Source organism: Yersinia sp. Marseille-Q5920, from assembly GCF_946902935.1.
GTDB classification, from domain to species: Bacteria; Pseudomonadota; Gammaproteobacteria; order Enterobacterales; family Enterobacteriaceae; genus Yersinia; species Yersinia rochesterensis.
In genome coordinates this window covers 132,659-156,105 of sequence record NZ_CAMPQA010000006.1, presented here as the reverse complement: position 1 = coordinate 156,105, position 23,447 = coordinate 132,659, and the positions used below count along the sequence as shown (strand labels likewise).

The window sequence follows — 23,447 nt, the reverse complement described above, 5'->3', positions numbered from 1 at the left end:
TAATTCTTATGGCTATTCTTTATGATGGGACACCGCCGCGGTCAGTCGCAGTGACCCATGGCATTAGTGCTAGAATATCATTTCAGGCGGGTTAGGGTGTCAGGATTTATTTTGAAATAATTATGTTTTAGTCAATCAGTGTCGTTCTAACTAATATTTACCTGCTGTTTAATTAGCTACTTATATAATCTGCATACTTAATAAAATATGTAGGATTAATGGTGAAAACACTTCTGTTAACCGGTGCCACAGGTTTTTTGGGCGGAGCAGTGCTTGAAAAGTTATTGTTGGAAAACTCAGATTTTAATTATTTATTATTAGTTAGGGCCAAAACACCGGAGCAGGGATTAACCCGTATTCGAGAAAATCTGGCAAAGTTTTATCTGCCTGCTGGGCGGCTGAATAAAATAATGACACATCATATTCTATTAGGGGATTTAGCTGAACCTGACAGTTTTATTAATGACCCGCGTATCAATGAAGTGACGCATGTTATTAATTGTGCCGCCGTCGCATCATTTGGTAATAACCCATTAATCTGGAAAGTTAATGTCGACGGCACATTAGCCTTCGGCAAAAGAATGTCTCAGGTCGCCGGTTTACAAAGATTCATTCATGTGGGCACCGCCATGTCTTGTACTCCCGATGCCGATACTGTAGTGAATGAGCAGATCCTATCGGCAGAAGATGATGCACATTTAGTGGAATACACTAAATCTAAATCGGCCATTGAGCGCTTATTGGCGGAAGAATGTCCGGGGTTGCCATTGGTATTTGCCCGGCCATCAATTGTTGTCGGGCATACTCGTTTGGGCTGCCAACCTTCTAGCAGCATCTTCTGGGTATTCCGCATGGCATTAATGCTGCGCAAGTTTATGTGCTCTCTGGATGACTATATTGATGTTATTCCAGTCGATTATTGTGCTGACGCCTTAGTGTGTATTTTGCTGCATCCAAACTTACCGGAAGATATCTATCATATTTCTGCTGGAGAGAAAGACAGTGTCAGTTTTGCTGAGATTGATCAGGCCATGTCGTCAGCAGCTCGACAACAACCCATGGGGGCAGATTATCGCCAGGTAGAATATGGTGCTTTGGTGCAGATGCGTAAGCAACTGAAAGGTATTTTCGGCCCATGTAATGAGCGTTTAATGTTGAAAGCCATGCGCTTATACGGCTCTTTTGCCGTGCTAAATGTACGTTTCAGTAATGAGCGATTGCTCAGTTTGGGGATGCCAAGGTCGCCCCGTTTTACCGATTATATTGCTTGTTGTGTAGAATCGAGCTTTGGCATGACAATCCAACAACAAATGGCAGTTGATTTTAAATAAGCTTATTTCCCCGTTTAGCCATCGCTGACGGGGATTATTTAGTTCCCTCCGATTTATTCCCGCCACTTTTAGTAACGGTTAATCCGATGCCAGAGTGTAATAACTCAGCTAGACTTAGTTTTTAGTATCTTATTGGAAGTAGGTCTGTCGTGCGCTTGAATAAAAAAATATCGCCGCTGGATAACCTGATTTACACCCATTACCGCCTGACTCATGCTTTGCGTATTACGCTGGCTTTTATCCTAACATTCCTGATTATCCGCTTGTTGGCCGTCCCAGAAGGGACTTGGCCGCTGATCACCTTAGTGGTTGTCATGGGGCCGATATCCTATTGGGGGAATGTGTTGTCCAGAGCTATGCAGCGCATTGGCGGGACTGTTTTTGGCGCAATATCCGGTCTGATCGCCCTTTATCTTGAGTCATATTCTCTCACTCTGATGCTGGTTTGGTGTGGCGCTGTAATGTTCCTGTGTGGTTATCTGACTCTGGGCAAACGCCCCTATATGGCTCTGCTGATTGGTATCACGCTGGCAGTGGTCTGTGGGTCAGCTCCGGGGGATATGAACACGGCACTGTGGCGCAGCGGCGATGTTATTTTTGGCTCATTATTGGCGTTAGTTTTTACCAGTGTCTATCCGCAACGCGCCTTTACCCATTGGCGCATGCAAATGAGTGATAACTTGCGCGCTATCAGCCAAATTTACGCCGCCTACTTATCGCCGAATGTTATCGATCGTCCGCGATTAGAGCCAAAATTAAAAGCTGCGCTCAATCAATCGGTTAAAATGCGTACTTTTATTGCGCCAGCCAGTAAAGAATCTCATATTAATAAAGATGTTTTTGAGGCTATCCAGACACTCAGCCGCAATCTGATTTGCACACTGGAATTACTGGTGGATGCTTATTGGTCATCGCGAGAAAGTCATTTTATTATGCTCAATGCCAAAGGGCTGCGCAGCGCCCAATTGATGACGGCCCGCACGCTTAATACTTTAAGTGACAGTTTGCGCGATGGTTCACCGGCTCGAGAGCGGGAAGTCGCGGGTGAGTTGAGCGAAATTTCAACCGAATTGAAATCATTGATGTTGGTTGTCACACAAGAACAGCAGATAGAAACGCCAATTTACGGCTATGTTTGGCTGAGTCTGGAGTTAACCAAACAACTTGAGGAATTGGACGATCTGATTAATATGACCTTGCGCAGGTGATCAATCCGGTTTTAAGGCAGATGATATTTCTGTCTGGCGGGTAAAGCAGGTAAGATAAGCCAATGAATCTTGTCACCAGGTACGGCAAAGCGGTATGGTGCAGGTAGCCTGGTCACCAGCAATTGAATTTGTGTAAAACTTAAGTGAAGGTATAAAAATGGATAATGCAACTAAGCCAACTTTCCAGGACGTTTTGGAGTTTGTGCGTATGTTCCGTCGCAAAAATAAATTACAGCGTGAAATCGTTGATAACGAAAAGAAAATTCGTGATAACCAAAAACGCGTTCTGTTGCTCGATAACCTGAGTGAATACATCAAGCCAGGGATGAGCATTGAAGAGGTTCAGGCCATTATCGCTAACATGCGTGGTGACTACGAAGATCGTGTTGATGATTACATCATCAAAAACGCCGATCTGTCTAAAGAACGTCGTGAATTGTCGAAAAAACTGAAAGCGATGGGTGAAGTTAAGTAACTTTAGCTCAAGCGGGATAGTTTTTTTGTAGCTATTAATAGAAAGGCTGGCATCAATTGCCAGCCTTTTCTTTTTTCTATCAATACATTAACTTGACGGTTTATTTTGCCGCAAGAAACGCTGGAATGTTGATTCCTTTGACAAAGATAAACGCCAGCAGCAACGAACCCCACAATGCCATGGTGATATAGCTACTCACCCCCATGATATTCAGCCCGCTTTCCAGCATTTGTAGCAAGAACAGCGCTAATACAATGCCGAAAATCTTACCAAACCCGCCATCAGGATTAACCCCGCCTAATACCGTTGCTAGAATAGTGATAAGTAACAGTGACTCGCCGTAGGACGCTTTGGCGGAGTTGAGTTTGGACATCATCAACAACGCCGCGACAGTGCAGAGTAACGATGAAATCACATACACCCAAATTAGTGTGCGGCGGGTATTAATCCCGGAGAAAAAGGTGGCTTTTTCGTTGGAGCCAGAAAGATATATCTGACGGCCCAACGGGGTCTTGGCCAGTATTAACCAGATAATCAGAGCGACCGCGATGAACAAATATAACGGCACCGGCACCCCGAGAAAGTTATTGCGATCCAATGCCAGCACATAGTTGGGGAAGTTAGAAATCGCCGACCCTTTGGAGATAAGCACATTCACGCCCTTGAGCAAGGTCATGATGCCCAATGTCGCCAGAATAGGGGAGACGCGGACCACCGAGATAAGTACCCCATTGATCAGCCCAACCACCAAAGCAACTGAGGCTCCGGCCAATAGCATCAGCATCATTGAGCTGAATGTTGGCTCAAGGTGGGTACAAACCCAGGCCATCACCAGCGCACTGGCATTGGCGGTAGCAATGATTGATAAGTTAATCCCTCCGGTCAGCATAGTGATTGCCATTGCCAGTGTTAATACCCCAGCGACGGGGATTTGTGAGGCAATGGATTGGAAGTTAGCCGCAGACCAGAATACCTGTGGGATCAGCACACTGAACACCACCGCCACCAACACCAGCAGTGCCACCAGCCAGCGCTCGGTATGATCCCGTTGAGTTGTTTTCGACATGGTTATATCCCTACCTTATGACGTTGGCCCCAGGCCGTCACACTGATACTGATGACAATCACCAGACCGATAACCACGGTGTGCCAGTACGACGAAATACCCAGTAAATTCAAACCATTTTGCAATATCGCCAGCAAAATCACTCCCAGCAGGGTACCGGTTAAAGTGCCGCGCCCGCCGATAATACTGGTGCCGCCCAGCACTACCGCCGCCAATACAGTGAGTTCATAGCCGAGCAGTGAATCTGGGGCCACCGTCAAAACGGTGTAAGACTGCACCACACCGGCAATGCCGGATAAAAAGCCCATGTAGCCATAAACAAACAGTTGCAGCTTAAGGATGCTGAACCCCATGCGGGAGGCGGCTTCCTGATTACCGCCTAATGCATAAATTTGCCGACCAATACTGGTGCGAGTCATCAGCAAAGCTGTGACGATAATCGTCGTCAGCAAAGTCAAAATCGGCAGCGAAAGGCCATAGTCATAGCCATCAGCAGCGGTAAAGGCGAACAGCATCGGCCCATGTTCGAACCATTCTGGGTAGGTATACAACCAAATTCCTCGGCTGAGATACAGCAGTAATCCGTAGAATATATTCAGCGTGGAAATGGTAATAATGATGGACGGCACGCGCAGGCGATTAACTAACAGCGCATTAATCAGCCCCAGCAATAAGCCGATACCGCCCGCCAGTGCGAATGCCACCGGGAAGTTACCACCGAACTTCACAATTAATGTCACCATGACATATTGCGAGATGATGGTCATCGCCGGGAATGAAATATCAATACCGCCAGAAATCAACACGATAAATAAACCACAGGCCAAAATGGTTAACATGGCATAGTTATTTATCAAGTCATAAATATTGGCGAGTGTCAGAAAATCGGGACTGGCGAAAGTCAGATAAGTCGAAATAACCAATATAGTGAAAGCCAACATAACTTCATGGCGTTTCAGATGTTCTTTATTGAATAAACCTGTTTTACCGACATCCGATTTATTGAGTGCATGGGGGTTAGCCATTTACTACCTCCGCAATGGCTGCTTCGCTGCTATTACTTGGCAAGAATTCCTGCACAAGTCGGCCGGCCCGCATTACTAAAATACGGTGGCTGTTAAAGTAAGCTTCATCAATCTCATCACACACCATCAATACCGCAATGCCACGCGCTGACAATGCATTGATAATATTATAAATACCGGCTTTGTTGGCGATATCCACCCCGACTGTCGGAGAGTCGAGGATCAATATTTGCGGCTCAGTTGCCAGCCATTTGGCGATAGCAATGCGCTGCGCATTCCCACCGGATAAGGTATTGACCGGTAAATCACTGCTGCCAATTTTAATCGACAGGTGCTTTACCATGTCTTCGACCAATGTATCGACCCGCTCAGTACGCATCAGGTGGAAGGTGTTTTTCAGCCGGTGTAAAACCGTGGCGCTGATATTGTCGCGGATGGATTGCGCCATAATCAGCCCGGTGCTCATGCGGTCTTCCGAAACATAACCCACACCGGCGGCGATGGCATCGCGGTTACTACTGAAATACATTGGTTTATCATTGATACGAATGGTTCCCGACTCGGGAGTGGTTAAACCGAATAAACTGAGACACAACTCGGTTCGCCCGGAACCCAACAGGCCGACCAGCGAGATAATTTCGCCCGGATGTAAAGTCAGTGAGACATTGTGATATTCGTTGCCACGGGAAAGTTCTTCCACTACCAGCACTGGCGGGCGTGATGGGGTGTAAGCGTGTAAGACCTGAAAATCAAACTTCATACCGGTCATGAGCCAAGCCAGCCGTGGGTTATCAACTTCAGCGGCGGGGTAGGTTCCGACCCAATTACCATCTTTTAGCACCGTAATGCGGTCTGAAATTTCCAGCACTTCACTCAACCGGTGGCTAACAAATACCACGCAAATATTGCGTGATTTAAGTTCATGCACCACCCGCAGCAAGCCGTTAACTTCTTGCCGGGTCAGAGACGCGGTGGGTTCATCCATCACAATCAAACGCGCATCCTGCGCCAGCGCACGACAGATAGCGACTAACTGCTTCTGGGCGATGGGTAAATCCTCAACCAATTCATCCAGATTAAGATGGGCATCAATGCTATTGATGACGCGCTCGGCGGTTTCCCGCATCTGACGTTTATTCACCCATAGATGATGATGATAATGATTCATGGCAATGTTCTCAGCCACGGTCAGATTGGGGAATAATGATAAATCCTGATAAATAACCTGAATCCCCAGCCGGACAGATTCAATGGGGGTCAGGGTTGAATAGGTTTTGCCATCGATAGTCATCGCGGCATCGGCATCGGGTTGATAAACACCGGAGATAATCTTGATCAGTGTGGATTTGCCACAACCGTTTTGCCCTGCGAGGCAATGAACCTCACCTGGTAACAGGGTCATAGCCACCTTATTGAGCGCTTTAACGCCATAAAAGGTTTTACTGATGTTTTCCAGGGTAATAAATGGTTGCATAGATCTTACTTCCTCTCGATCCAAGCGGATATTAATGACAGAGCCGGACAGGGCATCCGGCTTTGCGATAACTCAGTAAATCAATACAGTGAATCCACGTTATCTTTGGTTACGCGCAACACATTATGGAATTGAATCAGACGTTTATCTTGATTAACTTCCGCTTTACCCACTCCTGGAACATCCATGCCAGTTTCGATTTTCTCGCCTTTCAGCACTTTATCAGCCACCGCAGTCATAGCATAACCGGCTGAACCTGGGTCATAAGTCACACCCATCGCGATGTCACCACTTTTCACCAGTGATGCCGCCTGAGACGGGATCATCATGCCGAACACATGAACATTGTTTTTCGCGCGTTTCTCTTTCACTGCGCGCCCAGCACCAATCGGGCCTTGTGAACCGAAAGCGACGATGCCTTTCAAATCACTGTGCGCTTTCATCAAGTCCAGTGTAGTGCGGCGTGAGTCATCAATGCTCTCGGCGACCGGCATACGGCTGGTCACTTCAAACATTTCTGGATAATGCTCTTTTTGGTATTTAACAAATAGATCTGCCCACAGGTTATGTTGTGGCACGGTCAGGCTGCCAACATAAATCACATAACCGCCTTTGCCGCCCATCGCTTTTGCCATTTCTTCCACATTATCTGCGGCAAATTTGGCATTATCGATGATCTCAATATCCCAGTTAGCACTTGGCTGCCCAGGAGATTCGTTGGTTAACACCACGATTCCAGCTTCACGCGCTTTCTTAAATACTGGCTCCAGTACATCGGCATCGTTCGGTACAATGCTGATGGCACTGACTTTCTTGGCGATTAAATCTTCAATAATTTTAACTTGTTGTGGGGCATCAGTGCTGGAAGGGCCGACTTGATAGGCTTTGATCCCAAGATCTTTACCGGCGCGTTCCACCCCTTCGCCCATGCGGTTGAACCATGGCATACCGGCGATTTTCGAGATATTGACGACTTCCACTTCTTGCGCCAATGCACTGCCCGAGCAGGCGATCATGCTGAACAGGCTAGCTGCTAATAATGTTTTTACACTCAGTTTTTTCATCTAAGGCTCCGGGAGTTCATGTAGGTTGAGGCTATCGTAGTTAGGTGTTGGCGTAATATTCTGTATGACTTAAGTTATATTTATGTTTTTAATAAAATGAAGATTTATCAGGAAGCAGATTTTACATCTGCACTACATTTCCTGTAGGTGGACTCTACTGCCTCGGTGGCTATTTTCCCCATATCTTTGAATGCTATTTACATGGATAAAATGGCTGCTTTCCTGGTTTGTGACTGAGGTCATGGTTCTGAGGGGGGAAGTCAAGAGAGTTGCATCGAAATGGTCGGCATAAAGGGAATTGCAGCGCGTATTGCATGGACATTCTGGTTTGATGAGTTTGATGATAATCACGGCTAGTTAGAGTTGAATGGCGGCCTATGAAGGCTATCGTACCCCGCCGGGTACCATGGTTAATAAGTGTTGGCGCGGATAATTCTGGCTAATGTTGCGTTGTTGTAATTGCCAATGAATGTGTTCTACATCATGAAGTTGGCGATCTAATAGCAACCCCACCACACTGCCGCTGTGTGCCACATTCAGCCCATATAAATCCAATTCCTCCACTAACGCCAAGAGGGCGGAAAAGTCCGGTTTGACCAACAAGTGCTGACTGGCTTGTGCGCTAAGGGTGGTGGATTGGCCCAACAGGGCGTTATCGTGGCGTTCGGCGGCCTGAGTAAACAGTTGCCATGCCCGCTCCAGTGAGGCGGCACCCGCCAACAATGTGGGTTGGCGATGACGACGATGATAATCTTCAGTGTTGAGAATATGCGGGCTTTCCAGCAGCAGAATGTCCATGGAAGGCTGCCAATCATAAGAAATCTGCGTGGCGGCGGTTTGGTGGTCAAATAAGGTTAGCCGCCGAAATAAAGTGCTGTCAGTGGGCTCCAGACTGACGCACAAAGTAGCAAGGGCGGCTTCATCCAGTGTTTCACCCAGATGACGGGCGGTGGCCAGTGCGGTAGCAGCAATGTCGGCTGTGCTGCTGGCCAACCCTTTTGCCACCGGAATAGTGGAATCAAAACTGATATGCAGGCCACGGGCCATCTCTGCTGGTTGGTCGAAGTAAGCTAATACCGCCCTTAGCATTTGGCGCATACGTGGCCGTTCGTGGCCGTCTGGAACACCGTCGGTGACTGACACGGTGCTAAACCAGTTTACCGGGCAGGAAATCAGCTTTTCCCCTCCCAATATCCAGCCCTGAATTAACTCACCACAGGACGCGGGGCAGCGGGCTTCAGCCATGACCCAAAACCTGCTGCAAGGCGGTGACCAACCGCTGATTATCGGTTGCACTTTTGATGGCCACACGGTAATGGTCGCCGGTCAGACCGGGGTAATTGGCACAGTGGCGAATCAAAATATGCTGCTGCAATAATGCTTGTTGCAGGTTGATTTCTGGCCTTAGGCAGCGCAGGAAAATGTAATTGGCGCACCCTTGCCACACCTGCAATGCGGGTAAATCCGCTAAGTGCTGATATAACCAAGGCCGCTGCTGCTTTAGCCACTCATGCGTCGCCTGAATATAAGGTTGGTCATCAAGAATAATCTCACCCGCTAGCGTGGCGAAAGCATTGATAGTCCAGGGTTCGCGCTGCTGTTTCATTTGCGCCATAGCCGCCAGATTGCCACTGAGCAGGTAACCCAAACGTAACCCTGGGATCGCGAAAAACTTAGTCAGGGAACGCAAGACATAAAGTTGGGGGAAATCAGCCAATTGTGGGATAAGCCCCGGCGCATTGGGCAGGAAATCAATAAAGGCCTCATCGACAATCAGCGCAATGTGGTGTTGATGGCAGCACTGCACAATAGCTTGCAACAGCGCCGCATCAGGCATCAGGCCGGTGGGGTTATTCGGCGTTGCTAAAAACAGGCAATCAGGGCGCAATTGCACTAAAACGTCTAGTAACCGCTCATCGGGCTGATAGCCATCAGCTTCACTCATCTGATAATCATGAATCTGGCAACCGACTCGTTGCAGGGCGCGGCGATATTCAGCAAAACCCGGTGTCAGCAACAGGGCACTGCGCGGTTGCAGATAATGCACCACGGCATAAATCAGTTCAGTAGCCCCATTGCCTGCCATGATGTTTTCCGGCAAACAATGGTGAGCACGGGCTAGCGCACTGTGTAATTGGCGATACTCAACATCAGGGTAATGCTCCGCGCGCGCTAACTGTTCAACAATGGTAATTTTTAGGGAGTCTGGCATTCCCAACGGATTAATATTGGCACTGAAATCAAGGATGTTTTCTGCATCTGTGCCGATTTTCAGTGCCATTTCCAGCACATTCCCACCATGCTCACTCATTGCTGCGTTATTCCCCTATTTAGGTTATGCATTAGATTACCATAAGCGAGGGAATTGAGTTTAGCGACAGCGCTTCTGGCGTGAATGCCAGAATTTCGCGCAAGCGCACCACATCACCAATCACAATCAACGCCGGCGCAGTTAACCCTTGTGCAGCCACCTGATCAGCTAAGGTGGTCAGGGTGCCACTGGCGACTTGTTGCTGTTGATGGCTGGCATACATCACCACCGCTGCGGAGGTGTTCGGCGCTTTACCCGCAGCAATCAATTGCTGGCAAATGGTCGTCAGTTGCGTCATTCCCATCAGGATAATCAGAGTGCCGTCCAATTTTGCCAGTGTCGCCCAGTCCTGCGGCTCATTACCTTGGCGCAAATGGCCGGTAACCACATGAAAACCTGAAGCATAATCACGATGAGTCACCGGGATCCCAGCATAGGCCAGCCCGCCGATGGCTGAGCTTATCCCCGGCACCACCTCAAACGGAATCTCCGCCAATGCCAATGCTTCAGCCTCTTCACCGCCGCGGCCAAACACATAAGGGTCACCGCCTTTGAGCCGCACCACATTCAGGCCGCGCTGGGCGCAATCCACCAAAATTTGATTAATTTGTGTTTGCGGCACCAAATGATGATTGGGCGTTTTACCCACATTGATCATTTCGCAACCGTCCGGGGCTTCAGCCAATAATTCCGCACAAACCAACCGGTCATAGACCAGCGCTTCGGCGCGGCGAATAGCATGTAAGCCTTTGACTGTAATCAGCGCCGCATCCCCCGGCCCCGCGCCCACTAGCCAAACTTTCCCACTTTTCATATTGCCTCTCATTGTGCGGCGAGGGCCGGTTGTACCGGCAGATTCAGTGCCACGCGCAGGACATCACGGGCAATCATTAATTCTTCATTGGTATTGACGATGGCAATCTGTACTGGGGCGTTATCTTGTTGAATAAAAAACTGATTTTTGAGGTTTTTCTCTTTATCCAGTTCAATACCAAGGAACGCCAATTCCCGACATATCTGCTGGCGGGCGCTACGTGAATTTTCGCCAATGCCGCCAGTAAAGATAAGCGCATCAATCCCGCCCAGTTGCACGATATAGCTGCCAATCACGGCACGGATCCGCTCGGCGAACAGCTCAAGGGCTACTGCGGCGCGGCGGTTGCCATTGTCGGCGGCGTGTTCCACATCACGATAATCATGAGAAATGCCGGAAATACCCAGCAAGCCGGATTGGTTATTGATCAGATGGTTAATTTCGGCCGCACTTTTGCCTTCCGTTTGCTGAATAAAAGGCAGAATAGACGGGTCAATATCGCCGCTGCGGGTTCCCATCATCACACCCGCTTGTGGGGTGAAGCCCATGGAGGTATTCACCGAGCAGCCATTGCTGATAGCACAAATACTGGAGCCATTGCCAAGGTGACAGGAGACAATGCGTAGTGTTTCCACGGGCCGCCCCATGTGCTCGGCACAGACTGCACTGACATATTTATGGCTGGTGCCGTGGAAGCCGTAACGGCGGATGCCCAGTTCTGCATAATAACGCCAGGGTAATGGATATAAATATGAGGTTTGGCTGAGTGTTTGGTGAAACGCGGTATCAAACACCGCCACCGCGTGGGCATGGGGTAGGGCGTGTTGAAACACCCGGATACCCAGTGCATTCACCGGGTTATGTAAGGGCGCTAATGCGCAAAGTTGTTCAATGTTATTCAACACTTGCGGGGTTATTAGCACTGAATCGGCAAAGGTCTCACCGCCATGGGCAACCCGATGGCCGACGCCGATAATTTCATCCAACGAGTCAATAATATTGTGCTCAATCAGCGCCCTGAGCAGGTATTCAGCCCCCTGGCGGCAATCCGCGATGGGGAGAGTTTCTCGCCATTGCACATCACCGGCCCGCAGATTAAATACCGCATCATTCATACCAATGCGCTCAATTAATCCCTGACATAGCACTTGTTCACCATTTAGCATGGAAAAAAGCTGAAATTTCAACGAAGAACTGCCGGCGTTAATCGCCATAATCTTACCGGGCATGCGACTCTCCACAATGTTTTAAATAAGTCATAAGGTCAGTTAACCCCTCGCCGGTTTGCGCCGAGGTGATAAAAATATGTTGTGCGCCCGCTTGCGTCAGGCAGTCCGCCGCCCAGCTCAGTTGAGCGGCGTGGCTGACGGTATCGGCTTTGCTGATAATGCCGATCACCGGTTTGTTGAAAACCTGTGCCAACATTGGCGCAAACCAGCTCTGTGTGGCATCGGCGTTTTGCACCAACCCCACCACATCGGCCTCACAAGCGCTCGCCAGTAACGCACTGTATAAGCAGCGGTTTTCCAGATATTCACCCGGTGTATCTATGGCATTGTCCTGCCAGATAATGGACTGGGTTTTCTGGTAATTCAGCGCTTCGCCATGCAAACGCTGGATTAGCGACGTTTTGCCGCATTGACTGGGGCCAATCAACATGATGCGCTGCATGGCATTAAGTCCGGGTCATCGGGCAGGCGGTAAACTTCATCATGTCGCCGAGGGTGTGAATCACCTGTTTCAACGCGTACTCCACCGCAGAAACATCGCCGGTAAACACCACTGCGCCAGTGAAACGATCAATAAAACCAATCTCGACCGCACCCGATTTGGTGGCGATATCACTGGCAATAATCGAAGCTTCACTGGGGGTAATGGTCAGAATACCAATGGCGCTGCTGACATCGTTTAGTCCCAGTTTTTTGTAAAGTGTTTTATTCGGGTTGGCTATCAGATGCGCGAGAGTTATCTGTTTGCCGGGAACATATTCTTGAATCACGCGCTCGGGGGTATTGTTGGTTTCCATCATGCCTCCTGAACTAACTGACGCCACAGCGCCTCATGGGGACGCGGGATAACTGAGCTGTAAATCAATAATCCCTTTTCACCGGCACATTGGCTGGCGACTTCGACTGCGGTTTGCACATCAGCAATATCGCCACTGAGCACCTGATAACATTTGCCGCCGATACCAAAAGCCATATGAATACGCACCAAAGTGACATTGGCGGCTTTTACTGCCCGGTCAGCTGCAGTGATGCAGGCCACTACACTCCAGGTTTCCACCACACCTGCTGCCTGGCGGTTCTCCACCCGATTTAAGCCGCTGATGGCGGGTAATACTGACGGGTGAAGATTGGGTAGCACGATGCTATCGACCAATAAGTGCCCGCTATGCCGTTCGCCGTTTTGCACCGACTGAGTCACCGCTCCGATGTCGCCCCCGACCATCAGCAAATATTTGCCGGGGCACAGAGTTTTGCTGACCAACAGGTCGACATTGGCACTTTTCAGCATTAAGTCGCAGACTTCCATCCCTTTGGCGATACTGCTTAATTCAACAATTCCAATGGCTTGTGACATGCTTACTCCCGTTAAATGCCGCGACGAATCGTGATGGTGTTGGCGCTGACATCCGTGACGACACCCCGAATACTGGCGTGTAGCGGTGCGCCCAAGGCGTCATGCGGGATGTGCCCAATCAACTGGCCGTGTTCTACCTGATCTCCGACTGTGACAATGGCTTGTGCGGCAGTACCGATATGTTGGCGCAGCGGCAATATCACCTGCTGCGGCAAATAGTTTTCTTCACTGAAAGGCGCGGCTTGATACCAGTCAGTCAGATCCAAACGAGCAATTAGCCGTGATGTCGGCACCAGGCGGTAATTTGCCATTGGGTCGGCTGCGCGCAGTTCTCCTTGATAGCGGGCACCTTGCGCACGCAACTGGGTTTTCAGCAGGCGGTTAATACGCATTGGCGAGATATCTACCGGACAGGCGTAGCTTTCACACAGACTGCATTCTGAGCAGGTCAGGGCGCTGAGCAAGATGTCTGGCGTGGCGACTTGCTGATAAATAATCGCCCGCACCAGTAAATGTGGCGGCAGTTCATGGCCAATCAGGTGGCGTGGGCAGAGTTCAGTACACATGCGGCACTGCTCGCAGACGGTTCGGGCGATGGCGAGCACATCCTGGTCACTGCGGGCGCGGCGGGTAATCAGCAGATGGTCAGCGGGCAACACCAGCAGGCCGCCAGTGGTTTTGGTCACCGGCTGGTCAAGGTCATGCAGGGCATGGCCCATCATTGGGCCGCCATTGATATAGGCCGGATTGTTGATGGTCACGCCACCAGCCAGTGCCAGCACCTCTCGCAAAGGCGTACCCAGTGGCACCGTCAAGGTTAAGGGCCGTGCCACTGCGCCGTTGACTGTCAGAGTGCGGCGGGTCACCGGCCATTGCTGTTCCACTGCTCGAGCCACATTGAGCAAAGTTTGCACATTATTCACCACCACGCCAATGCTGATGGGCAGCGCGGCGGGCGGAACCCGGCGACCGGTCGCCAACCAAATGGTGATCACTTCATCACCAGCGGGGTAAACATCGGGTAAAATATGCAGCCGAATTTGCGGTGGTAGCAGCGGTGTCAGCGCCGCAATGGCTTCCTCATATTTAGCTTTTAAGGCAATGATGCCTTCGCGCGCACCGGTTGCGACCATGCCATACAGCACGCCGCGCACCAATCTTGCCGCCTGACGAGGGATTAATTGTTGGTCTACTTTCAGCAGCGGTTCACACTCAGCGGCATTAACCAGAAAAATTTCCGCCTGCGCCTGTAATTTCACCGCCGTGGGGAACCCGGCACCACCCGCCCCAACCACACCAGCATCCCGCACCCGCTGTTGGATAGTCGCGGCGTCACATTGCACCAGCTCGCTATCAGCGGAGGGAGTGCACAGAAAATGAGTATCCGGTATCTGAATATCACTCATAAAGCGCCTCGATAATTCCGCGGATATCTTTGTCGTCAGCTGGGCGTGGATTAGTGCGCAATGTCACATCGGCCTGAGCGGCGGCAATCATGTCTGGGATGTGTTGCTGCAACTGGCGTTCATTGATTTTCATTGCCGCCAACGGCTGAGGTAGCCCGCACTGGCGTTTCAGCAATTCTATTTGGTGAATAAGCTGATTGACCGCCCCGCGATCGTCACCATTGGCCGGGCTGAAATGGCACAGTTTTGCCAGCCGAACATAGCGTTTACGCGCCCGGGCATCGGCGGCGTTAAAGCGAATCACTGGCACCAGCAGCAGGGCATTCGCCAAACCATGAGCAATATGAAATTGCCCGCCTAATTGGTGGGCGATGGCGTGATTGATCCCCAGCCCGGCCTGGCTGAATGCCATGCCCGCCAGTGTCGAGGCATTGTGCATTTTTCCACGGGTTATCAAGCAATCACCTTTACGGTAGGCGGTTACCAGATGGCGGAATACCAGTTGCACCGCTTTTTCTGCCAGTGCATCGGTAAAATCACTGGCACGCGGTGAAACATAGGCTTCCAGTGCATGAGTCAGTACGTCCAACCCGGTATTGGCGGTAATCGCGGGCGGCACGCTGGCCACCAATGCGGCATCCAAAATGGCAATGTCAGGGTAAATATCATCGTCAAATATCGGATATTTAATACTTTTTTCTGGGTCACTTATCACGCAAGCGCTGGTGACTTCCGAGCCGGTGCCGCTGGTGGTAGGGATGGCGATACAGGTTTCTATCTCCAGCCCCTGCTTGCGGCTAAACCAGACAATGGCTTTGGCGGCATCCAGTGCCGAGCCGCCACCAAAACCGATCACCATGTCGGGGCGCAGTGCTTGCATCTGCTCAATCCCTTTCACCACTGTGGCGATATTTGGATCCGGCGTGATATCGCTGAAAAAAGTTATGTGGTTGTCTGCGGGCAGCGCCTGTTTGAGCTTATCCAGCAGCGGCGAGGTCGCCAAAAAACCGTCGCAAACTATCCAAATTTTGCGCTGATGAAAGCGTTGCAGCACTTTGAGGCTGCCTTCCCCGCTATAAATGCGCGTTTGCAGGAAAAAAGTTTTCATACATCCTCGCTCAGCGAATGGAGAAACCGTTAGTCAGCACACAGCGGCGTTGGCGGGCAAAGGTGCGCGCCGAAGTGGTGCCTTCCCCGGTCGGGGTGGCGATGGTGAAGGTGGTAAAGCCCTCACCACCGACGCCGATCCCGGCATAAGACGGGCCGTTTTTGACAAAAATGGAAGTCTGCAATAGGCGGGCGGCCAGATTTAGGCGCGAGACATTCTGCGAATGCATGGTTGCGGTATGATGTAGACCGCCTTCGACTTGCAGCGCCAGCGCCAGACCAGCATCAAAATCCTTTACCCGCACTACCGGTAGCAGCGGCATCAATTGTTCGGTGGTGACCAATGGATCGTCATCGGTCACTTCGACCAGTAACAGACGCGGTGCTTTAGCCGGGCAGGCGATGCCCGCCGCTTTCAGCAATTCAATCGGGCTTTTACCCACCAAATTTTTATTGGCATGACCCTGCGGGGTGAGACAGGCTTGGCGTAGGCTGTCCACTTCATGTGGCTGGCTGATGAGCAATGCATCGAAGGCTTGCATCTGTTGCAATAAACGGTCAGCTACACTTTCCACTACAATCAAGCTTTTCTCGGCAATACACGGCAGGTTGTAGTCGAATGAAGCGCCAGCCACGATATCCTGCGCCGCTTTGACTAATTCGGCAGTTTCATCCACCAGGCAAGGCGGATTACCGGCCCCGGCCCCAACCACTTTCTTGCCACTTTTCATGCCCATGGCGACAATGGCGGGGCCACCAGTGATGGCGAGCAAAGCAATTTTGTCATGGGCCATCATCTGTTGAGTGGCTTCAAAACTCGGTTCTTGCACGGTCACCACCAGATTGCGGATGCCGCAACTGTTGAAAATGATCTCCTCGATTTGGGCGATTAAATCCAGTGACACGGCTTTAGCGCCGGGATGTGGGCTGAAATACACCGCATTACCGGCCGCCAACATACTGATACTGTTGTTGATAATGGTTTCGGTCGGATTGGTGCTGGGGGCGACCGACCCAATGACACCAAATGGCGAATATTCGAATAACACCATGCCGCCGTCACCAGTCAGGGCGGTGGTGGACAAATCTTCAATGCCCGGTGTGTTTTCCAATGCCGCTTTATTTTTCAGGATCTTATCTTCTTTATTACCCATGCCGGTTTCACTGGCACCGCGCTCAGATAGGGAAATAAGTTGTGACTTTAGTTGCTCACGAATTGCGCTGATAATGGCGCTGCGGGTTTTCATTGGGCTTTGCTGATAGCGCAAAAATGCGCTGTGAGCGGCATTGATGGCTTCATCCACGCTGGCAAAAATGGCGCTGGAGGCCGAGGCCGTTACGGGCGTCAGTTGCTCGGTGAGGATAGTGCGAATGAGAGATTCAAGGTCATTGGTATTCATTATTCATTCCTCAGATGTAAAGCCGATATGGCCGCTTCTGCTATGTGCATATCTTGTGCAACGCTACCGCCACTTATCCCTAAACCCCCGACCAATTTGCCGCCGCGCCATAATGGGTAGCCGCCGCCAAAGCTCACCACTTTGCCGCCAGTGCTGGCCTCCAGTTGGAACAGGTCGGCTCCCGGTTGAATAGCCGCATTCAGTTGGTGAGTAGCGGTTTTTAAGGCGACCGCAGTCCAGGCTTTTTTCGGTGCTAATTCGCTGCTCACCAGCAGGGTATCGGGCATGCGGTAGGTCATTATCATGTTGCCGTGGCGGTCGGCCAGTGCTACCACCACCGCAATCTGTAATGTCATGGCGGCCTCAACCGCTAACTTAACTAACTGATGAACATCCGGAAATCCAAGTCCGACGATGGTGGGCTGAGCCGTCGTAGCTGTGGGTTTCTCAGTGGTTGCGGCTAAATAGCGTGCCACCACCGTTTGTGCTGTTTGCTGTAATTGCTGGCGTTGATCTTCATCACGGGCCAGGGCGTACAAGCAATCGGATAGCCGGTTGAGGTATTGCAATAACACCGGGCGCACCGGTACTTGCTCTGCTAACTCAATCAGCCGACGTTCACAGCGCCGCGTCAAGGTGCGGGCAAAATGTAAGCGGCTCCCGGCTTCAGTGTTGCCGGGCAAGATAAAGCCGTGAACCGGCGGCAATAGCGCCATGCAGCGGTCCACCGCCTGTTCCAGCGCCTGAATATCTTGTTTGCTAATACTTTTTCGCCCGACCGGAGGGGTTTCAATCCCCTCGCTGGCCAGCTCGGCGCTGAAATAAAATAGTTGATGTTGTACGGCATCAAGTAACTGAAGGTTTTCTTCACCTTGTGCCACGCGGGCACACAGGCTAAGTGCCGCATTCAGCTCATCCAGGGTGCCGTAGGTTTCCACCCGAGGATGACTTTTTTTGACTCGCTGGCCGGTGAACAGGGCTGTGGTGCCCGCATCGCCGGTTTTGGTATAGATGCTCATAAAATCACCGTTTAATCAGTAAGAGCATTCATCGACGATGGCGACAATTGCCAAGTCGATAGCATCATTAGGTTCGGCAAAAACACGCCGAGCGCTGGAACCACCGGACAGCAGCACTAGCTCGCCCTGACCCGCACCGACGGAGTCGACCGCCACTTCATCCGGCGTGTTGCTGTCCGGTGGCAATGAGCCATCGCCAGCGACGCGGCGCACCAACAGTAGTTTCTTACCAATCAGCGTCGGTGACTTTTGCGTTGAGACCACAGAACCTACCACTCGGGCCAGTTGCATGATTTACTCCTGCCTTAACAGTTGAATGTGACGGACTGACAGCGTTTCTTGTGCCAGCGGTGTAACCAAGGTGTGGTGGTCAATCAGCAACCAACCGGGGCCAAATGTGGCAATATCGCGATAACTCAACACCTTGCCAGCGTGTAGCCGCACCGCCAGACCTTGGCTGTCACTGAAACTCAGTGGTAATGGGCGCAGTGCCGCGGTGGGCAGGGCTGGCAGCAGTTGGCGGTGCAAACTGATATGCACTTTCATGCCCCACGACCAGGCCTCATTCAGCGCCGCCACCGCCGGGCAAGTGGCATCGAACTGCGCCAGTCGGTGGATAAACGCCAAATCCGGCAACATTACGTGCAGCGTGGCATGGAGCACGAATATCGATGAGTCCAGCCCGGCGCGTAGCTGCGGCAGCCGCAGGGCGTGAACCCGGCGTTCGCGCTCAGCCAACCGCGTGACAATCTGGCTGACCAGCTGTTCGGTTTGCGCCTGAGTCAGATTCATGGCTGCGTTGTCCGTGACGGGCCTAATAACGTGGCGAACGCGGCGGGGTCGTCAGCGCCCGCTGCATTGGCCTCGTCAGTATCAATGTGCATTTCCAGTTTCATTTGCGGTGAAACGCGGATAGCAACATCATCCAAAATCAACCGGCGGCCACTGCCCTGAATCGCCACCTGCACTCGGTCGCCGTGCTTGACCCGATAGATAAGGGCATCCAGCGGTGACATATGAATATGGCGCAGCGCCACAATCACACCCTGCGGCAATTCCAACTCGGCATATGGACTGACCAACCGGATTGCAGGTGTGTTGTCCAGATTGCCCGACATGCGCAGAGGGGCATTGATACCCAGTATGCGGGCGTCGGTACGGGAGATTTCGACCTGACTGTGGCGACGCAGTGGCCCCAAAATTCGGACGTTTTTCAAGCTACCTTTCGGCCCGACCAAGGTTACAGTCTGTTCGGCGGCATACTGGCCGGGCTGGAGCAGCGCTTTTTTCTCCATCAGCGGCTGATTGGGGAACAATTGTTGATAATCCTGCACTGAGAGATGCAGATGACGGTTGGAAACCCCAAGCGGGATCGGACGAAGACGCATTTCGTCGAGGATCTTGCTGACAACGGGTTCCAGTAACGCTTTTTCCATCAGATTTTTCCTCGTTTACCCAAGTGGATACAGCGAAAGCGAGGCTCACCTTTATGGCGTCGGCAAGCCGGGTCGAGGCAGAGATTGCAGCTCACACGAGGAGCTGGCGGGGCCTCACTTTCTGCACTTTGTCTTGCTACATCCAAATCCATTATTGCCACACCCAAGGCAATTTCTGGTGCATCATCGGTGGCGCTATTGGCAGGCGGTGGGGTCTCTGCCTCTTCAGCCTCCGTCTCCTCATCTGCGGATATCTCAGTCATAACTGCCGCGACGACAACCTCGTGTGCAGGTTGGCTCAAGGTGGTCGGTTCGGCGGCCATCGGCTCAATTTTGGGGGCTTGCCAGTGCGCCATCAGGGCATCTGCTGGGCGAGCCAGCACGGCACTTGAGACCAGCCCGTGATGCCGTTCAGCAAAGGCAGCACCGGTGTTGATTGCCGCCTGAACTGAAGCAACATCACCGGTCAGGCGGATTAACATCCAGCCGGAGCCGTTGGTTTTTTCTATTCCGATAAGGGCAACGGATGCCGCTTTTGCCATGGCATCCGCCGCACCAATTGCCAGCGCTAGACCGCTAACTTCCAGTAAACCCAGTGACGTTTTCACGCTGTGCTCCTCTTCTTACCTTTAGGCAGAGGTCGGTAAAATGGCTTCTACATCGCTGTGCGGGCGCGGAATCACATGGCAAGATTTCACTTCACCCACCGCGCTGGCTGCCGCAGAACCGGCGTCAACAGCGGCTTTCACTGCGCCGACATCGCCGCGAACCATGACAGTCACCAGACCGGAGCCGATTTTTTCATAGCCCACCAGTTGTACGTTGGCCGATTTGACCATGGCGTCAGCCGCTTCGATGGCCGCGACCAGCCCTTTGGTTTCGATAAGTCCTAATGCGTTATTCATAGATATGAGTTCCTTGTTAATTTGAGTGTGATTATTTAAACGGTAAGCCTTTGACTAACCGGGCGGCGTTATTGCCCAGCCGCCGTAATGGGTCTTCGTCTTGTGCCAGTGGCTGCCGGAACAGCGGGTTGGCGGGCGGTAAATGGCGAAAATGCACAATCACTTCGTCGGCAGAACACGCTAGCCCGACCAATAATGGAGAGCGAGTCGCCGCCTGCCAGGCGCGTTGTACGGCATCCGTGTCATCGTCTTGCTGCCACTGCCAGGGAATGCCTTCCTCCTCAATTCCCAGTAATACCGGGTGCCAGACCGCCTCGGGGGTTGACGGGGTTAGGCTGATAACAATCGCGGGCGCATCTTGGGTAAAGTTCATCAATAACTCTCCCGTTGATAGGCCAGAATCAGCCCGGTGGCGACCGCATTACGCGGGCCTTCACTGGCACGGATATTGCCGCGACCCGCCACCAGCTTGTAGTGGGAGAGGGCGTCGGTAACCAATTGCGGGATTTCGAAGTCCAGCGAGGAGCCACCAACCAGCACCACGAAGGGGATATCGCGGATATTGCCGGTCGGACTGACTTGCCGTAGAGCACGAAGTGCATTGGTGACAAACACCCGTTCTTTGGCCGAGCGGCGAATATTGCGTACTTTTTCCAGCGCGTAATCTCCCGGCAGTGGCACCAAACCATCCGGTTTGACCACCACTAATCGGGCAAAAACTTCAGGCGGCAGCGGTTGTGGGAAGAACTGAACGCTGCCGTCTTCGTGGCGCAGGTGGAACAAACTTTCCACTTTTGCCAAGGGGTATTTTTTGATGTCTTCAGCTAAATAGCGGTCTTGGAGATCCAGCTCAGAGGCGATTATCATCGTGACCATATCGCCAGCACCCGCCAGATGGGTGGCAACGATTTGACCTTGCGCATTGATGATCGAGGCATCGGTAGATCCAGCCCCTAAATCGAGGATGGCAAGTGGCCGTCGCGTCCCAGGTGTGGTCAGCGCGCCGAGTATCGCTGCTTCAGCTTCTGCCCCTCCGACCTGCACCTCAATATTCAGGCTTTTTTTGATTTCACTGGCGATATGCGCCATTTGCAGGCGATCAGATTTCACCATTGAGGCGATACCCACCGCCTGTTCCAGCGAAAACTCACCCGCCAGACCACCAGTGACATTGACTGGCACCGCAGTATCAACCGCCAGTAAATCTTGAATGAAGATTTCATTGGTGGGTTTGTTGGTCAGTTCAGCCATGGTTTGGCGGACGTGTTCGAGCATGCCGCCGATATTGGTGCCCGCTTCGCCACTGACATTGTCCAGATGGCGGAAGCTGTTGACCGCGGTCATGATGGCCTCAGCACCGGTTGCGACATCCACCCGCAGGGTACGGCCATTGGCAAATAGCTCCAGATGCCCAGCCGGAATAGAGCGGGCTTTAACATCGCCCTCGGGGGTTTTCACCACCACCGCAGAGCGCGTGCCAATTAAGGCGCGCGCCACTGGGACGATGTTTTTGGTTTCTTCAGCGCTCAGCCCGAAGACCGTGGCAATACCATAAGGGTTCGAGAGGGTTTCAATGACTTGACCCGGCATGGCAACTTCAACCGCTGCCAGCATGCCCATCGGGATACGGTCGATATGCAATACCTCATCGACGATGGGCAGCGGGTGAGTGAGGCGGTTGCTGACCAGCACCCCATCATCCCGTTGCAAGATAATCGCGGTAATGCGAAATCCCGCGCCGTTAGCGGCATTCACCACGGCTGCGACATCGGCAAAATCAACTGCGGAGGGCACCACCAGAATGTAAGGCTGGGTAGGATCGCGAGTGACTAGCTCATCAATAGTGATGGTCAGCCCAACACCCAACCCCAGCCCGCCGGGGGTTTTCGGATTGTGGCCAATCATGGTGGATTCAGTGATGATGGTTTCAGTGATAGTTTCCATCGCCACATCACCAATAACCGGGGTCGCCTCGTTGATGCGGATTAGACTGATATCACTCAGCGTGATACCGGCCTTTTCCACCAACATATTCAGCGCCTTAGTGATGCCAAAAATGTTGCGCTGCGTCCCTTTGACACCGGTGGTTTCGGTCAGGGTACTGGTAACAAAGTGCAACTGACCGTCAGCCATGCATTGTGCCAATGCGACTTCTGTTGATGAGTTGCCGATGTCTACACCGACGATGTAATCCATATCCGATCCTTAAATGACTAATAACTGGATGTCGTGATCAACGGGGCTATCGCGCCCAGGGCACGCTTCCCCTTGATTGATATCACTGGGTTAATCGTCGCCTTTTAGCTTCTTGCGCTGGACATACAAAACGGCGGCTTCGCGCACGAATGCGGCACAAATGGTCGCTTTGTAGGTCTGTTCCAGCTCATCGGCGATGGCATTCAACTCTTCTTTACTGGAGCGGAATGGTCGCAGGGCGTTGTAGATATCCAGCACCTTGTCATCCGGTACCGCAGTCAGCTCAGCGGCGCGCTCAAAGTTCATTGCCAGCAGCGGGCGGCCCGCGTCTTTGGCAATAGATGCTTGAATACGCAGGATTTCCGGGGTAATACGCAAATCCTGTGAAGTGACACTGCCGTTTAAAACATTCGCCAGTGTCAGGTCATCCAATGTTTTATTGGTGGCGGTTTTCACCCAGTCAGGGTGTTTATTCGCCAACGGATAATCAGAGACTTTGGCATCACTGCGCGAACTGGCCGCTGGAGCACAAGCGGCAGTTGGCGTTTGGCCTTGCAAGCTGTTCATCTTGCTGAGCACATCGCGAACCATGGATTCAATAGCTTCGGAATTCATTGTGTTTTCCTT

Annotated in this window: 26 protein-coding genes; 3 read left to right on the top strand and 23 right to left on the bottom strand. The window is 51.7% G+C overall.

The annotated features are described in order from the left end of the window. Positions 1-221 precede the first annotated feature (221 nt). From OVO64_RS10815 to tmaR, 3 genes are all read left to right on the top strand, one after another. Positions 222-1,331, top strand: coding sequence for an SDR family oxidoreductase (locus OVO64_RS10815; RefSeq protein ID WP_038639619.1), 1,110 nt, complete (start codon positions 222-224; stop codon positions 1,329-1,331). 149 nt (positions 1,332-1,480) lie between these two features. Beyond that, positions 1,481-2,539 carry an FUSC family protein gene (locus OVO64_RS10810; protein WP_038634227.1) on the top strand — a complete coding sequence of 353 codons (1,059 nt, stop codon included), beginning with the start codon at positions 1,481-1,483 and terminating at the stop codon, positions 2,537-2,539. A 157-nt stretch (positions 2,540-2,696) separates the two neighbouring features. Beyond that, positions 2,697-3,014, top strand: a complete 318-nt coding sequence (tmaR, locus tag OVO64_RS10805; RefSeq protein WP_032819099.1) for a PTS system regulator TmaR — start codon at positions 2,697-2,699, stop codon at positions 3,012-3,014. Between the two features lie 100 nt (positions 3,015-3,114). On the opposite strand, the gene OVO64_RS10800 is transcribed toward tmaR, so the two are convergent. The 23 genes from OVO64_RS10800 to pduE form a co-directional block, all read right to left on the bottom strand. Then, a complete protein-coding gene (locus tag OVO64_RS10800; RefSeq protein ID WP_267248765.1) occupies positions 3,115-4,080 on the bottom strand; it encodes an ABC transporter permease in 966 nt (321 codons plus the stop codon). A 2-nt stretch (positions 4,081-4,082) separates the two neighbouring features. After that, complete coding sequence (locus tag OVO64_RS10795; protein WP_038639616.1) at positions 4,083-5,021, bottom strand: ABC transporter permease; 939 nt, start codon at positions 5,019-5,021, stop codon at positions 4,083-4,085. A 76-nt stretch (positions 5,022-5,097) separates the two neighbouring features. Then, positions 5,098-6,579 carry a sugar ABC transporter ATP-binding protein gene (locus tag OVO64_RS10790; protein WP_267248764.1) on the bottom strand — a complete coding sequence of 494 codons (1,482 nt, stop codon included), beginning with the start codon at positions 6,577-6,579 and terminating at the stop codon, positions 5,098-5,100. A gap of 80 nt (positions 6,580-6,659) precedes the next feature. After that, positions 6,660-7,595, bottom strand: coding sequence for an autoinducer 2 ABC transporter substrate-binding protein (locus tag OVO64_RS10785; RefSeq protein ID WP_230852344.1), 936 nt, complete (start codon positions 7,593-7,595; stop codon positions 6,660-6,662). Positions 7,596-8,027: 432 nt separating this feature from the next. Then, complete coding sequence (locus tag OVO64_RS10780) at positions 8,028-8,888, bottom strand: GHMP kinase (protein WP_038634213.1); 861 nt, start codon at positions 8,886-8,888, stop codon at positions 8,028-8,030. Continuing rightward, complete coding sequence (gene cobD / locus OVO64_RS10775; RefSeq protein ID WP_267248763.1) at positions 8,881-9,954, bottom strand: threonine-phosphate decarboxylase CobD; 1,074 nt, start codon at positions 9,952-9,954, stop codon at positions 8,881-8,883. The genes OVO64_RS10780 and cobD overlap by 8 nt, the downstream gene beginning before the upstream one ends. Positions 9,955-9,985: 31 nt before the next feature. After that, a complete protein-coding gene (gene cobA, locus OVO64_RS10770; protein WP_038634207.1) occupies positions 9,986-10,768 on the bottom strand; it encodes a uroporphyrinogen-III C-methyltransferase in 783 nt (260 codons plus the stop codon). A gap of 8 nt (positions 10,769-10,776) precedes the next feature. Beyond that, a complete protein-coding gene (locus OVO64_RS10765; protein WP_038634204.1) occupies positions 10,777-11,997 on the bottom strand; it encodes an acetate/propionate family kinase in 1,221 nt (406 codons plus the stop codon). After that, complete coding sequence (locus tag OVO64_RS10760) at positions 11,987-12,439, bottom strand: EutP/PduV family microcompartment system protein (RefSeq protein ID WP_145509775.1); 453 nt, start codon at positions 12,437-12,439, stop codon at positions 11,987-11,989. Before OVO64_RS10760 ends, OVO64_RS10765 begins: the two co-directional genes overlap by 11 nt. A gap of 4 nt (positions 12,440-12,443) precedes the next feature. Beyond that, positions 12,444-12,794, bottom strand: coding sequence for a propanediol utilization microcompartment protein PduU (gene pduU / locus OVO64_RS10755; RefSeq protein ID WP_145585846.1), 351 nt, complete (start codon positions 12,792-12,794; stop codon positions 12,444-12,446). Further along, the gene (locus tag OVO64_RS10750; RefSeq protein ID WP_038634195.1) at positions 12,794-13,351 is read right to left on the bottom strand and encodes a BMC domain-containing protein; all 558 of its coding nucleotides are present in this window, start codon (positions 13,349-13,351) and stop codon (positions 12,794-12,796) included. Before OVO64_RS10750 ends, pduU begins: the two co-directional genes overlap by 1 nt. Positions 13,352-13,362: 11 nt before the next feature. After that, positions 13,363-14,757 (bottom strand): 4Fe-4S dicluster domain-containing protein, encoded by a 1,395-nt coding sequence (locus OVO64_RS10745; RefSeq protein WP_038634193.1) that lies wholly within the window; start codon positions 14,755-14,757, stop codon positions 13,363-13,365. Next, positions 14,750-15,865, bottom strand: a complete 1,116-nt coding sequence (locus OVO64_RS10740) for a 1-propanol dehydrogenase PduQ (protein ID WP_038634190.1) — start codon at positions 15,863-15,865, stop codon at positions 14,750-14,752. Before OVO64_RS10740 ends, OVO64_RS10745 begins: the two co-directional genes overlap by 8 nt. Positions 15,866-15,875: 10 nt before the next feature. Further along, positions 15,876-17,264: an aldehyde dehydrogenase family protein gene (locus tag OVO64_RS10735; protein WP_038634188.1), complete on the bottom strand. Its 1,389-nt coding sequence runs from the start codon at positions 17,262-17,264 to the stop codon at positions 15,876-15,878. Next, the gene (locus OVO64_RS10730) at positions 17,264-18,283 is read right to left on the bottom strand and encodes a cob(I)yrinic acid a,c-diamide adenosyltransferase (protein ID WP_038634186.1); all 1,020 of its coding nucleotides are present in this window, start codon (positions 18,281-18,283) and stop codon (positions 17,264-17,266) included. Before OVO64_RS10730 ends, OVO64_RS10735 begins: the two co-directional genes overlap by 1 nt. 15 nt (positions 18,284-18,298) lie before the next feature. After that, the gene (locus OVO64_RS10725) at positions 18,299-18,574 is read right to left on the bottom strand and encodes a EutN/CcmL family microcompartment protein (RefSeq protein ID WP_004699362.1); all 276 of its coding nucleotides are present in this window, start codon (positions 18,572-18,574) and stop codon (positions 18,299-18,301) included. Between the two features lie 3 nt (positions 18,575-18,577). Beyond that, complete coding sequence (gene pduM, locus OVO64_RS10720) at positions 18,578-19,075, bottom strand: microcompartment protein PduM (RefSeq protein ID WP_038634181.1); 498 nt, start codon at positions 19,073-19,075, stop codon at positions 18,578-18,580. Continuing rightward, positions 19,072-19,719: a phosphate propanoyltransferase gene (locus OVO64_RS10715; protein WP_038634178.1), complete on the bottom strand. Its 648-nt coding sequence runs from the start codon at positions 19,717-19,719 to the stop codon at positions 19,072-19,074. Before OVO64_RS10715 ends, pduM begins: the two co-directional genes overlap by 4 nt. Continuing rightward, positions 19,719-20,327: a BMC domain-containing protein gene (locus OVO64_RS10710; protein ID WP_038634176.1), complete on the bottom strand. Its 609-nt coding sequence runs from the start codon at positions 20,325-20,327 to the stop codon at positions 19,719-19,721. Before OVO64_RS10710 ends, OVO64_RS10715 begins: the two co-directional genes overlap by 1 nt. Positions 20,328-20,348: 21 nt before the next feature. Then, complete coding sequence (pduJ, locus tag OVO64_RS10705) at positions 20,349-20,624, bottom strand: propanediol utilization microcompartment protein PduJ (RefSeq protein WP_004388818.1); 276 nt, start codon at positions 20,622-20,624, stop codon at positions 20,349-20,351. Between the two features lie 31 nt (positions 20,625-20,655). Continuing rightward, on the bottom strand, positions 20,656-20,997 hold the full coding sequence (locus OVO64_RS10700; RefSeq protein WP_038634141.1) for a glycerol dehydratase reactivase beta/small subunit family protein: 342 nt from the start codon (positions 20,995-20,997) through the stop codon (positions 20,656-20,658). Next, the gene (locus OVO64_RS10695; RefSeq protein WP_038634138.1) at positions 20,997-22,820 is read right to left on the bottom strand and encodes a diol dehydratase reactivase subunit alpha; all 1,824 of its coding nucleotides are present in this window, start codon (positions 22,818-22,820) and stop codon (positions 20,997-20,999) included. Before OVO64_RS10695 ends, OVO64_RS10700 begins: the two co-directional genes overlap by 1 nt. Before the next feature lie 90 nt (positions 22,821-22,910). After that, positions 22,911-23,435 (bottom strand): propanediol dehydratase small subunit PduE, encoded by a 525-nt coding sequence (pduE, locus tag OVO64_RS10690; RefSeq protein ID WP_038634136.1) that lies wholly within the window; start codon positions 23,433-23,435, stop codon positions 22,911-22,913. Positions 23,436-23,447 lie beyond the last annotated feature (12 nt).